This is a genomic window from Novosphingobium sp. BAM6 (assembly GCF_057784955.1).
Genome location: NZ_JBYNTR010000010.1, coordinates 41,205 through 53,469, shown reverse-complemented (window position 1 = coordinate 53,469; position 12,265 = coordinate 41,205). Strand labels below are relative to the sequence as shown.

Sequence of the window (12,265 nt, the reverse complement as noted above, 5' to 3'; positions counted from 1 at the left end):
TCAGGCTCAACACCACCGCACAGGTGGGCGGAAATTAATCGGAATGGTGGGCGGGATCAGATCGGAATCCCGGGCGGGAATTCCTCGGAATGGCGGGCGGCATCAATTCGGAATCCGCAGCTCGGGAGCCTCAAAATTAGGCCTGCACAGCGACCCGTGGTCGCCAGACCGTCTTGAGGAACGACCATGCCATTGCCTGCAACCTTCTCCCATGCCGAGACAGCTAACGATTTTGCCGCGTGTTTCGATCTGATCCGCCAGCTTCGCCCGAAACTGCAAACGCCTGAGGACTGGGCAGCCAAGGCAGAAGAAATGGGCGCCAACGGCTATCGCGTCCTCGTCCATCAGGAAGGTGGCCACAATGTCGCCCTGGCAGGTTATCGAATAGAGACCAATCTCGTGCATGGCCGATTTCTCTTCGTGAACGATCTGGTGACGCTCGACAGTTGCCGGGGCCGCGGTTTTGGCAGCCTCATGCTGTGCGAACTCGAGGCCATCGCAAGGGCGAGAGCTTGTAACCGCCTCGTTCTCGATACCGCGATGGCAAACCATAGGGCAAGGCGTTTTTATAGGCGGGAAGGACTGGAGGAAATGATCGCCGGCTTCATCAAGCCGATTGTCCCCTCGGCATGACCCACATCCTCCATCTGACCTGTAGCCCACGCGGGGATGCCTCCCACAGTTCGATGCTTAGCGGGGCAATCGTCGATCGCCTCATGACCATCGATCCATCAGCCACCCAAAATACGCGCGATCTCGCAAGTGTTCCCTTTCAAGGGATCGACGCAACCTATGCGGCTGCGGTCGTGTCAGGAAAGCCGGATAGCGACAATTCCTCGCCTTCACTCGATGCTTCGGCCGTTGCCATTACCGAGTTGTGACGTGACCCCCGTTTCTTCATCCACCCGGAACTAGAGATCGGCCCCTTGATGGGACGGACAGATGAAGCGGAAGCAGTTCACGGAAGAGCAGATTATTGGCATCCTGAAGGAGGCCGAGGCGGGCGCGGTGGTGACGGATCTGTGCCGCAGGCACGGCATGTCGAGCGCCACCTACTATGCATGGAAGGCCAAGTTCGGCGGCCTGGAGGTGTCCGACGCGAAGCGTCTTCGGGCGCTTGAGGAGGAGAACGCGCGGCTCAAGCGGCTGCTGGCGGACACGATGCTCGACAACGCGGGTCTGAAGGATCTGCTGTCAAAAAAATGGTAGCGCCCGCCGCGAAGCGGCAAGCAGTCGCGCATCTCCAGGCGACGCTGGGGATGAGCGAGCGGCGGGCGTGTGCTGTCGTCGGGGCAGATCGCACGAGCATGCGGTATCGGTCGTGCCGAGCGGATGATGGCGACCTGCGGTCGAGGCTATGTGAGCTGGCGCAGCAGCGCCGGCGGTTCGGCTATCGGCGGCTCCACATCCTGCTTCGGCGCGACGGCGTGACGATCAACCGCAAGAAGACGCAGCGGCTCTACCGCGAAGAGGGTCTGACGGTCAGGCGCAGGAAGGGGCGAAGGCGCGCCGTGGGCGCGCGGGCGCCTGCACCGGTGCTGGCGCTTCCCAACCAGCGCTGGAGCCTGGACTTCGTGCACGACCAGCTCGTCACCGGGCGGCGGTTCCGCGTGCTCAACATCGTCGACGACGTCACGCGCGAGTGCATCCGGGCGGTGGTCGATACGTCGATCTCGGGCCGGCGGGTCGTGCGCGAGCTGGCCGATCTGATCGCCGAACGCGGCAGGCCGAAGATGATCGTCAGCGACAACGGGACCGAGCTCACCTCGAACGCAGTGCTCGCCTGGTCCGGCGACGCGGGCGTCGAGTGGCATTACATCGCGCCGGGCAAGCCGACGCAGAACGGGTTCGTCGAGAGCTTCAATGGTCGCATGCGCGACGAGCTGCTCAACGAGACGCTGTTCTTCACGATCGGCCAGGCCCGCTCGATCCTCGCGCGCTGGGTCGACGACTACAATACCGAGCGCCCGCACTCCTCGCTCGGCTACGCCACCCCGGCGGCGTTCGCCGCCGAACTCGAACAGCAACGAGCGGGGTTAACCCCGCCCGTTGCTTCGCCTGCGCTCCTGCGCGACAACACCGGCCGGTCTCTGGTCGCCGCTGGATGAAAGGCGGGGGTCACGTCAGTTGCTGGCGGCCGACGTGATCGTGATCGGGACGCCCATGCACAATCTGACGATCCCGGCAGCGCTGAAGGCCTGGATTGATCTCGTCGTCCGCGCCTTCCATACATTCGCTCCTGGCGAAAATGGCAAGGTGGGTCTGGTCTCCGACAGGCCAGTGATCCTTGCGATCGCTTCGGGCGGAGTGTTTCAGGGCGAGAACGCCCGCCAACCCGATTTCTTGACGCCCTATCTGAAAGCTGTCCTCGGCTGCATCGGCCTTCAGAGCATTCACGTTCTGGCCTTACAAGGCACGGCGAGACGTTCAGCGGACGACCTATCACGCCAATTGAAAGAGTTGGTCACGCAGGTCGACACGCTCCTCGCCCCTGACGCGGCGGTATGGAAAGCTCAGCGATTATCCCTTCCAGCCGTCCAGCCCAATCAGTGATTGTAATAAGGTTGCATCGCGCTCCACCGTTTCAGCAGTGGCATTGGTAATCCCGAGAACCAGTCCACGCTGGCGTCGCTGCGTTGTGAACCATTGAGATAGGGCCGTCGGTGCAAAGCCGTGCTCTCGCAACCGGGACAGGAGACGAGTATCATCCGTGTCATCGGGTAAGGGCAGATGGGCGGTCAAGCCCGCAGCACGCACGCCACCGGCCTCTCCACCAAAGGCGGCAACACGGCATCTCGCCGCTTGAGATAGAGCGTCTTCATGCGACGCAGGTGTCGCAGATAGTGACCCTCGGCCAGGAATTCTGCCAGGGCAGACTGCGCCGCATAATTTGGTGGCGGCATCAGATAGGTCGCAACGCGCATCAATTGGGCAATCAGCCCTTCCGGCGCGACCACGAAGCCAATGCCGAGCGAAGGGCTGATCGTCTTGCTGAACGTCCCGATGTGGATCACCCTGCCCTCAGGATCATTGGCGGCCAGTGCAGGCGCCGCACGACTCCCGAGTTGCAGTTCGCTCAGGTAATCATCCTCGATCACCCAGGCACCGGATTGCCCCGCCCACGCGAGAAGTGCCCGTCGCCGCTCAGGTGATAAGGTATGACCGAGCGGAGCTTGCTGCCCCGGCGTCACGACCGCCAGGCCAGCGTCGGATGCCAACCGAATACCACAATCCACATCAATGCCATCTTCGTCCACGTTCACGCCGATCGGAGCGAAGCCGGCAAGTTCCAGACCATGGCAAGAGACCGGATAGCCCGGCTCCTCCACCCAGGCCTGTCGCCGCGAGGATGATGACAGGGCGTGCAGAACCAGCCCCAGTGCACCCCGGAAACTGCTGGTGATAAACACCTGCCCGGCCGAGCAATGCATGCCACGTGCAAGGGCCAGATGCGCCGATATCTGATGGCGCAGTTCCTCCATGCCGCGTGGATCAATATAACGGGTGCGCATGGCCCCCACATCGGCCGCGCGGCGATGCAATCTGGCCCATAATTTTGCAGGGAACGCATCATGAGCAGGCACCCCCATCTGGAAGATACCCGAGGGGCCTGCTCCGAAAAGGCTGAGCGATGATCGCAGATCCGCGAAGCGATCTGCCGGCACCGTTGGAACGGCTTGCGATTGATCCGCAACATGGGTGCCCGCCGCGCCGGAGGAAACGATCAGCCGTTCATCGACAAGACGATCATAAGCGACCCGCACCGTGCCGCGGGCGACCCCGAGTTGTGCAGACAGGTCCTGCCAGGATGGCAGGCGCGCGCCGGGCGCCAATGCTCCCTGGGTGATCGCGGTTCGAATGGCCGTGCAGATCTGGTTGGTGAGCGAAGATGGAAGGCGCCGGTCGATCTCGAACTGAAGCTCGCGGGGCGGCAGGATGTTTTGGAAGTCGGGATCGAACATCGTCAATTCAGCCATTCAAACGGAAGGGTTTCGACCAGGGCCTGGCGAATGATCTTGGCCAGATGCCCTGCCACAGGCCCGGCATCGCGAGTGCCACGCAGCATAACGAGGCTGAGCGGCGGCATGTCCGGCAACCCCAAAGCCGAGCATTCGACTGCTGCAATCGAAGACGGAATGCCAATGCTGGTGCGCAGTGCGAAGCCTAAGCCAGCTGCTGTTGCCGCCCATAACCCTCCGACGCTTGGACTGACGAAGGCGATCCTCCAGGCGATGCCTTGTCGGTCCAGTGTCTCACAGGCCAGCTTACGTAACACGCAAGGCCCATCCAGCGTGACGAGCGGAATCGGTTCTCCCGCGTCCGGAAGCCAGTTGGGGCTGTCCAAAGCACTTCCGAGCCAGGTCAATGGTACATTTGCGAGCGGATCCCCCACCGCGGAGCCATCCGCCCAGGCAAGCGCCAGATCGAGTTTTCCTGATGCAACGCGCTCGACCAATTCGCCGTTGCGCGCGATGCGTCCCTCTACACGCACTTTCGGATGGGATCTTGCGAAACGACCGAGAACACGTGGGAGGATCGCTTCGCCAAAATCCTCCTGCAAACCCAATCTGACCCAGCCCGCCAGTCCGGCTCCACGCACGGCATTCATTGCCTCATCATTCAGGTCTAGAAGGCGGCGGGCATAGGAGAGCAACGCTTCCCCGCCATCGGTCAGGGCAAGGCCACGACCTGATTTTCGCACGAGGGCGATACCAGCCTGGTCTTCCAGCTTTCGCAGATGCGCACTGACCGCCGAGGTCGAACGCCCGAGCCGCTCCGCCGCTCGGGCAAAGGAATTCGCCTCGATGCCAACAACGAAAGTTCGCAAGGCGTCCATGTCGAAGTTGCCGAAGCGCACTCAAGCCTCCTGATTTTCAGGATGGTATATCCCAAAGGTTCGAATTTTCGGAATTAACTGCGCCCGCTATCCCATGTGTGTCAACGCAAATGGAATGCCATCATGCCCTTCACACGGATTTCACTGCTCGCTGGAAAAAGCTCTATCTATATCAGAGCGATCGTCGAGAGCCTGGATCGCGCTTTGGTCGAAGCATTTGACGTTCCTCCGACCGATCAGTTTGTCGCGATCCATCAGCATCAAGCGGGCGATTTGGTCTTCGATCGCCACTATATGGTGACGTGCTCCCCTGATTGTTACCACTCAGAGGTAGAGTCCGGCGCCTTCATGATGATTGGTTGAGGTGATGGCAAGCTGTCCGGGGGCATGCCCCCGGACAGCTTGGCCGGCGATCTCGGCGGGGGTCTTCCCGCCCAGTTTCGAGTGCGGCCTGACGTGGTTGTAGTCGTGCCGCCAGGCGTCGAGCACGATGCGGGCATGGACCAGCGACGTGAACAGGGTCTCATTGAGGCATTCGTCGCGCAGCCGCCCGTTAAAGCTCTCGACGAAGCCGTTCTGCATCGGCTTGCCGGGGGCGATGTAATGCCACTCGACCCGACGCTCCTGCGACCAGCGCAGGATGGCCGACGAGGTCAGCTCGGTGCCGTTGTCGCTGACCACCGTATGCGGCTTGCCGCGCATCCCGATCAGCCGCGTCAGCTCCCGCGCAACCCGCATGCCCGACAGCGACGTGTCGGCCACCAGCGCCAGGCATTCCCGTGTGTAGTCGTCGACCACGCACAGGATGCGGAACCGCCGGCTGCAAGTCAGGGTATCGGAGACGAAGTCCAGCGACCAGCGCTGGTTCGGCCCGTCTGGCAGCACCAGCGGTGCCCGTGTGCCCAGCGCCCGCTTGCGCCCGCCACGGCGGCGCACCCGCAGGTTCTCCTCGCGATATATCCGCAGCAGCTTCTTGTGGTTGGGCGTCATGCCCTCCCGCGCCAGCAGATAGCCAAGGCGCCGATAACCGAACCGGTGACGCTCCGCCGCCAGCTCGCGCAGACGCTGCCGCAGCACGCCATCGTCCGGCCGCGACGACCGATACCGGATCACCCGCCGGCTCACACCAACCAGCTTGCACGCCCGACGCTCGCTCAGCCCGTGATGATCACGGACATGGGCGACGGCTTCCCGCTTAGCGCCGGGCGTCACCATTTTTTTGACGCCAGATCCTTCAACACCACGTTGTCGAGCATCGCCTCGGCCAAGAGCTTCTTGAGCTTTGCGTTCTCGTCCTCGAGCGCCCTCAATCGACGGGCCTCGGACACCTCCAGACCGCCATACTTGGCCTTGTACTTGTAAAACGTCGCCGAGCTGATCCCGTGGCGACGGCACACATCCGCCGTCGCCATCCCGGCCTCCTGCTCCTTCAAGATCGCGATGATCTGCTCTTCGCTGAACCTGCTGCGCTTCATTCCGTCCGACTCCTTCGCGTCGGACTCTACTCACAATCGGTCACATTTCAGGGGAGCACGTCAATGGGCGCGCTACGCTCGGACGATTTCGTCCTGTTTCACATCACCACTGGACGTACCCGCAGTGAGGATACGAAATCCACATTCTATCAATGCCTAGTAGAGCAATTGGCCAAGGAGCCGGGCATCCGACCCGATGACGTAATGATCGTCATCGTAAATTCCGGCATGGACGATTTTTCCTTCAGCCATGGCCTCTCAGCGGTCGCTGCCGCGGCAATCGCGCGGTAGATCCGGTGACGGACGCCCCCAACTCGCAACGAGAAGTTCGGCCTTCCGGGATGACTGTATTCAGCGCCAAGGCAGAATTTTTGCCCGTGGCCGAAGAAGTCGGCTCCGGGGGCATTATGGTTCAACCGCTGCTGTCCAGCGTCAGGGAGGGCGAGATGACAGCCCTGCGAGCGCAATTGCCTCCCGGGGCGAACTCCAATTGGCACAGTCATCCACACGGACAATTCCTGCTGGCTCTGCAAGGTTCAGGGCTGATCCAATGTGAGGGAGAAGAGATCCTGTCTCTTTCACCGGGAGATAGTGTCTGGATCCCAGCCGATGTGCGCCATAGGCACGGCGCGCCAAACTCCGGCTCCTTTACGTACCTCAGCATTCAACAGGTTGGCGGCGGTTCCACCACCTATTGGGCATCCACCAAGACGTCAGGCGCTGGCGGCCAAATGTCATAGGCCTGTTGGTTTGACGGATGATCAAACGAAAAGGGCGCGTGTCGCACAGTTCGCGACCATGCATTGCGTGCAGCGCACTCAACACATGCGCGAAAGCCAATTTCCCGACGGGTCCGGAACGCATACGGGTGCTTACCGGACGACTGTAGGCGGGATGTGAGAGGACGTGGCCTCGGAAAGGCGCGTTCCGATTGCGATACTGCACATTCGGGATAATGGCAGCCAGGCGGCCATATCTAAAAGATTTACCAAAAGATCATAGGGCGCTCACCAGCGCACTCCTCGTTTGGCACAACACTTGAGCACTCTACCCCCAAGCCAGCTCAAGGACCGTGCCAGGTGCGGGTCACCCCCGAGGCCCGCACCACCCAATTATACGGACGCCTATCCCCCATCCCATTCTCGTTGGTCAGTTCTCGATAAGTGCTCTCACAAGGAGTGCGCCAAGCGCACTGCTGGATTGCATGCCAGTCGATTTCTGAGAATCGTTCGCGCCTGTACCTGGCCTGATGACCGTCAGAAATACTGTCGAGGCCACAATGTTCTTCACGTCCAACGTCCTTCGCGGGCTGCCATGATAGCGATTGCCGCCCCTCGCCAGCCGTCAACAGCAACAACCGTGCCCCCGGCATCGGCGCCCCCCGCGCTACCTGCATTTGGCCCACGCCTCGCAGTCGGTCTGGTTGGTGTACTGCTGGCGTCCCTCACTGCTGGCCTCAACGAGCATGTCACCGAGGTCGCGCTCGCCGATATCCGCGGTGTGTTCTCGATCGGCCATGACGAAGGGACATGGCTGACCGCGCTGTATGAAGCGACCAACGTCGCAGCCATGGCCTTCGCCCCATGGTGCTCGGTTACCTTCTCACTGCGGCGCTTCACGATCGGCGCGGTCCTGAGCTTCGCGCTGATCGGTTTTCTGTGCCCCTTCGCGCCGGATGTCGGCACGCTCGCAATGCTGCGAACGCTCCAGGGCCTTGCGGGCGGCAGCTTGCCTCCAATGCTGATGACCGTCGCGCTGCGCTACCTTCCCGCAAACATCAAGCTCTATGGCCTTGCCGGTTATGCCCTGACCGCCACCTTCGGACCAAGCCTTGGCACACCCCTGGCCGCGTTGTGGACGGAATATGTAGGCTGGCGGATGGTGTTCTGGCAGGTGGTTCCGCTCTGCCTTGCGAGCGCGGTCGCGATCGGCTGGGGGATTCCACAAGATCCTCTGCGGCTGGAACGATTCAAGACCTTCAACTGGCTTGGCCTCATCACCGGCTTTCCGGCCATCGTGATGCTGGTCATCGCCCTGGAACAGGGCGATCGGCTCGATTGGCTCAATTCACCGCTGATCCAGACGCTATTCGGTGCTGGTGGGCTGCTGCTGACCTTGTTCCTTGTGAACGAGTGGAGCCACCCCATGCCCTTCTTCAAGCTCCAGATGCTGGGCCGTCGCAATTTCGCCCATTCCCTGATCACGCTCGCGGGTGTTCTGGTGATCCTGCTCGGCGTCATCGTGATCCCGAGCGAATATCTGGCTGAGGTCAGGGGCTATCGGCCGCTCCAGACCTCCCCCTTGTCGCTGATCGTGGCGCTGCCGCAGTTGATCGCCCTGCCCTTGACCGCCGCCATCCTCAACATCGAGCGCGTGGACTGCCGCTGGGTGCTGGCGATCGGTCTCGGGCTGGTGGCTGGCTCCTGCGCGCTGGGCAGCTTCGTCACATCCGACTGGGTGCGCGAGAATTTCTACCTGCTCCAGGCTCTTCAGATCATGGGACAGCCCATGGCGGTGATCCCGCTCCTGATGCTGGCCACCACCGGCCTGCCGCCAGTCGAAGGCCCATGGGCATCGGCGATGTTCAACACCGTGAAGGGCTTCGCCGCCGCGCTCGGCACCGGGATCGTCGAGGGGATCGGCACGATCCGCGAGCATTATCACTCCGAGATGCTGGTCGATCGGCTCGGCGCGATTCCTGCCGGCGGTGAGCCCACGGACCTCGCCGGGCGTCTCCATACTCAGGCCGTCGTCCTGATGTCCTCGGATCTCTACGTCGTGATGGCAGGCATCTCGATCGCGCTGATCCTCCTCATTCCGATCATGCCCACCCGCATCTATCCGCCGCGTGCCGCAGCGCCGGTCAAGAGCAACTGAAAGTGCCCCTCATGGCCTATCGCCCTACCCGCAAGCATGTTCTCGTTTCCGTCTCCGCACTGGTCCTCGCCGGAGCCATCTTCGGGGCAGCGCATCTCGCGATGCCTTCCGCGCGGGAAACCACCAATGACGCCTATGTCCGCGCCGATGCCACGATCGTGGCGCCGCGTGTGGCGGGGCAGATCGTCCAGCTTCTCGTCGACGACAATCAAGCCGTGAAGACCGGCCAGTTGCTGGCAAGGATCGACGACCGCGATTACCGTGCCGCGCTTGCCAGCGCCGAAGCGGATGTCGAAGTCGCCAAGGCCGACATGGCCAATTTCGATGCCGAGATCGCCCGTCAGCCCGCGATGGTGGCGCAGGCGGAGGCAAATTTGCGCGCCGATCGCGCCGCATCGACCTTCGCTCAGGCGAACGCCATCCGCTACCGCAATTTGTCGGAGGGCGGCGCCGGCACGACACAGGAAAAGCAGCAGGCCGATAGCGCGCTGGCTGAGCGGATTGCCACGAGTGACCATGATGCATCTGCCCTCACCGCCACAAGACAACAACTGGGCGTGCTACAGGCTGGCCGGGCGAAAGCGGCAGGAGCGCTGGCCCGTGCGCAAGCCGCCCTCGATCAGGCCAGGCTCAATCTCTCCTATACCGAAATCCGCGCTCCGGTGGACGGCATGGTGGGGCAGCGCAGCATCCGCGTTGGAGCGATCGTCACGGCAGGCACGCCGCTGCTCGCCGTGGTTCCGCTGGGCAAGGTCTATGTCGTCGCCGATTTTCAAGAGACGCAGCTTGCCCATATGCGGATCGGCCAGCCGGCCACCATCCGGGTCGATAGCCTGCCCGGCATAGAGTTCAGGGCGCATGTCGACAGCCTGGCACCCGTCACGGGGTTGGCGCTGGCGCCCATCGCACCAGACAACGCCACCGGCAACTTCACCAAAGTCGTGCAGCGCCTGCCCGTGAAGCTCACGATCGACCCCGGACAGGAGGCTGCCGCAAAGCTGCATGTCGGCCTCTCGGTGGAGCCGAGCGTCGATGTGACTGCTCCGGGAAGAGCCCCGCTGGCTGGGACAAACAGCGGGGCAAATGGGCGATGAGAGCCATGGTCTCCTTGCGAACCCTTACAACGCTCGGCGCAGTCGGCTCGCTTCTGTCCGGATGCATGGTCGGCCCCGATTTCCATCGACCGAAAGTCGACGCACCGGCCACCTTCGCTCGAACCTCTGCCTCCGCAGCGCCCAGCAAACCCTCAGCCTCTCCGGTGGTCGATGACTGGTGGACCCTGTTCAATGATCCGTTACTGACCTCACTCGAAACGCGCCTCGCCGCCGCCAATCTCGATGTGCAGGCAGCATCCGCGCGCCTGTTGCAAAGCCGGGCGGAACGCCGCGTTGCGGGAGCCCGCGCCCTGCCTAGCGTTGGCGCAGCCGGTTCCTATGACCGCGAACGCGCCAGCCCCAACGGTATCCTGTCACTGATGGGGACCGGCCCTGCGGGCACGCAGCAACAATCAGCCAGCGGCACCGCACCGTTCGGCGTGTCGAGCCTCCCCGGATCGGATGGCTCACCCGCCTATGATCTATGGCAGGCGGGTATCGACACGTCATGGGAACTGGACCTGTGGGGACGCACAAGGCGCAGTGTCGAGGCGGCCAACGCAGCCATGGTCGAAAGTCTGGAGGATCGCCGGGCGATCCTGCTGTCCGCGCAAGCAGAACTGGCGCGCGACTATATCGACCTGCGCGCCACACAGGCCCTTCTGGCAATCACCCGCCATAATCTCGATGTTGCTCGCGATAGTGTGAAGCTGACCCGCCTGCGGCTGGACCAGGGCGTAACGACCAACCTGGATGTCGCGGATGCCGAGGCGCAAGTCGCGACAGTTGAAGCGCGCCTGCCGCCGTTGGAGACCCGCCGCAACACGCTCATCAACGCCCTCAGCCTGCTCTTGGCCGAGCAACCGGGCGGCCTCGCGGCCGAGTTGACGACGGACCGCGACATCCCTGCCCTGCCGATCCATGTGCCTTTAGGTCTGCCCTCGCAGCTCGCAGAAAGACGCCCCGATATCCAGCGTGCAGAAGCAGCGTTGCATCAGGCGACAGCTGAAATCGGCGTCGCAAAGGCCAATTTCTACCCGAGCATCTCGCTGACCGGCAGCTTCGGAACGCAATCTCTCGATTTCTCGAACTTTGGAAGCTGGGCATCACACCAATTCGTCGTCGGCCCGTCCATCTCACTCCCTTTCTTTCAGGGAGGGCGGCTGAAAGGCATGTTGGAACTGCGCAAGGCGCAACAGCAGGAAGCGGCGATTGCCTTCCAGCAGACCGTGCTCAAGGCCTGGCACGAGATCGATGATGCCCTGTCCGCCTATGATGCCGAGCAGCGGCGGCGCGACCGGCTCGCCGAAGCAGCCCGACAGAACCAGATAGCCCTTACCGTCGCCGAGCGCCGTTATCGCGAAGGAGCGATCGATTTCCTGAACGTCTTGTCGGTGCAACGCGCCTTGCTGGACGCCCAGAACGACCTCGCGGCAAGCAGCGGCCTGGCGGCCAGTGATCTCGTCGTGCTTCTCAAAGCCCTCGGTGGAGGCTGGGAAAGCCCTCTGGACCACGCGTCCCGCCCGGATGCAGCCCCACACACGACAGGAGAAGGCTCATGACTTCGCTGCCCGATCAGCATCATTTTCAAATCCATGATGTCACCCACTTCCCGACCGTAAGAATCCGCCCAGAAGCGGTCCGTCCTGGATACGGCCCCGATTGGGTACGCGAGATGGAACGGCTCATGTCTGCGCCCTCCCCCTTCCTGCTGCTCTACGCTGACCCTCTGCCTGAGGACGATCACGAGGATTTCAAGCTCCGCGGCATGTGGATGAAGGCCAACAGGGCAAAGCTGGCCGCCCAGTGCAAGGCGATGATCCGCGTCGAGCCTGATGTCGCGAAACACGAGGCCATGCTCAAACATGCGGCGGGGACCGAGAAAGCCTTCGGCGTCCCGACCAAAGTCACCACAACGGTAAAAGACGCCATGGCTCTCGCCGCGATGATGAACGGCAACCCTGCATAAGCCAGGCGACTTC

Annotated in this window: 14 protein-coding genes; 11 read left to right on the top strand and 3 right to left on the bottom strand. The window is 62.5% G+C overall.

All coding sequences use genetic code 11. The features are described 5' to 3' along the window. The first annotated feature begins 186 nt into the window (after nucleotides 1-186). From AC3EC3_RS17540 to AC3EC3_RS17525, 4 genes are all read left to right on the top strand, one after another. A complete protein-coding gene (locus AC3EC3_RS17540; RefSeq protein ID WP_488490891.1) occupies nucleotides 187-633 on the top strand; it encodes a GNAT family N-acetyltransferase in 447 nt (148 codons plus the stop codon). After that, nucleotides 630-881 (top strand): hypothetical protein, encoded by a 252-nt coding sequence (locus AC3EC3_RS17535; RefSeq protein WP_488490890.1) that lies wholly within the window; start codon nucleotides 630-632, stop codon nucleotides 879-881. Before AC3EC3_RS17540 ends, AC3EC3_RS17535 begins: the two co-directional genes overlap by 4 nt. 61 nt (nucleotides 882-942) lie before the next feature. Then, nucleotides 943-2,108, top strand: a protein-coding gene (locus AC3EC3_RS17530) for an IS3 family transposase (protein WP_488490889.1) whose coding sequence is annotated in 2 segments (ribosomal slippage) — nucleotides 943-1,195 and nucleotides 1,195-2,108 — 1,167 coding nt in all. Because the reading frame shifts where the segments join, the coding sequence is not laid out codon by codon here. A 19-nt stretch (nucleotides 2,109-2,127) separates the two neighbouring features. Further along, complete coding sequence (locus tag AC3EC3_RS17525; protein ID WP_488490888.1) at nucleotides 2,128-2,553, top strand: FMN-dependent NADH-azoreductase; 426 nt, start codon at nucleotides 2,128-2,130, stop codon at nucleotides 2,551-2,553. Nucleotides 2,554-2,738: 185 nt separating this feature from the next. On the opposite strand, the gene AC3EC3_RS17520 is transcribed toward AC3EC3_RS17525, so the two are convergent. After that, complete coding sequence (locus AC3EC3_RS17520; protein WP_488490887.1) at nucleotides 2,739-3,977, bottom strand: aminotransferase-like domain-containing protein; 1,239 nt, start codon at nucleotides 3,975-3,977, stop codon at nucleotides 2,739-2,741. Then, on the bottom strand, nucleotides 3,965-4,858 hold the full coding sequence (locus tag AC3EC3_RS17515; RefSeq protein WP_488490886.1) for a LysR substrate-binding domain-containing protein: 894 nt from the start codon (nucleotides 4,856-4,858) through the stop codon (nucleotides 3,965-3,967). Before AC3EC3_RS17515 ends, AC3EC3_RS17520 begins: the two co-directional genes overlap by 13 nt. Nucleotides 4,859-4,960: 102 nt before the next feature. On the opposite strand from AC3EC3_RS17515, the gene AC3EC3_RS17510 reads away from it, so the two are divergent. Continuing rightward, nucleotides 4,961-5,200: a tautomerase family protein gene (locus AC3EC3_RS17510; protein WP_488490885.1), complete on the top strand. Its 240-nt coding sequence runs from the start codon at nucleotides 4,961-4,963 to the stop codon at nucleotides 5,198-5,200. On the opposite strand, the gene AC3EC3_RS17505 is transcribed toward AC3EC3_RS17510, so the two are convergent. Then, a protein-coding gene (locus AC3EC3_RS17505; RefSeq protein ID WP_488490884.1) for an IS3 family transposase occupies nucleotides 5,162-6,312 on the bottom strand; the annotation gives its coding sequence in 2 pieces (ribosomal slippage) (nucleotides 5,162-6,060 and nucleotides 6,060-6,312; 1,152 coding nt in all). The genes AC3EC3_RS17510 and AC3EC3_RS17505 overlap by 39 nt on opposite strands. A 63-nt stretch (nucleotides 6,313-6,375) precedes the next feature. Between AC3EC3_RS17505 and AC3EC3_RS17500 the strand changes: the two genes are divergently transcribed. The 6 genes from AC3EC3_RS17500 to AC3EC3_RS17475 all read left to right on the top strand — a co-directional run bounded on the left by AC3EC3_RS17500 (nucleotide 6,376) and on the right by AC3EC3_RS17475 (nucleotide 12,252). Continuing rightward, the gene (locus tag AC3EC3_RS17500; protein ID WP_488490883.1) at nucleotides 6,376-6,603 is read left to right on the top strand and encodes a tautomerase family protein; all 228 of its coding nucleotides are present in this window, start codon (nucleotides 6,376-6,378) and stop codon (nucleotides 6,601-6,603) included. A gap of 50 nt (nucleotides 6,604-6,653) precedes the next feature. After that, a complete protein-coding gene (locus tag AC3EC3_RS17495; protein ID WP_488490882.1) occupies nucleotides 6,654-7,052 on the top strand; it encodes a cupin domain-containing protein in 399 nt (132 codons plus the stop codon). Nucleotides 7,053-7,671: 619 nt separating this feature from the next. Further along, nucleotides 7,672-9,189, top strand: a complete 1,518-nt coding sequence (locus tag AC3EC3_RS17490; protein WP_488490881.1) for an MFS transporter — start codon at nucleotides 7,672-7,674, stop codon at nucleotides 9,187-9,189. An 11-nt stretch (nucleotides 9,190-9,200) separates the two neighbouring features. Continuing rightward, nucleotides 9,201-10,283 (top strand): HlyD family secretion protein, encoded by a 1,083-nt coding sequence (locus AC3EC3_RS17485; RefSeq protein ID WP_488490880.1) that lies wholly within the window; start codon nucleotides 9,201-9,203, stop codon nucleotides 10,281-10,283. After that, complete coding sequence (locus AC3EC3_RS17480; protein WP_488490879.1) at nucleotides 10,280-11,845, top strand: efflux transporter outer membrane subunit; 1,566 nt, start codon at nucleotides 10,280-10,282, stop codon at nucleotides 11,843-11,845. The genes AC3EC3_RS17485 and AC3EC3_RS17480 overlap by 4 nt, the downstream gene beginning before the upstream one ends. Then, entirely contained in the window at nucleotides 11,842-12,252 is a 411-nt protein-coding gene (locus AC3EC3_RS17475; protein ID WP_488490878.1) for a hypothetical protein, read from the top strand. Before AC3EC3_RS17480 ends, AC3EC3_RS17475 begins: the two co-directional genes overlap by 4 nt. Nucleotides 12,253-12,265: the final 13 nt, after the last annotated feature.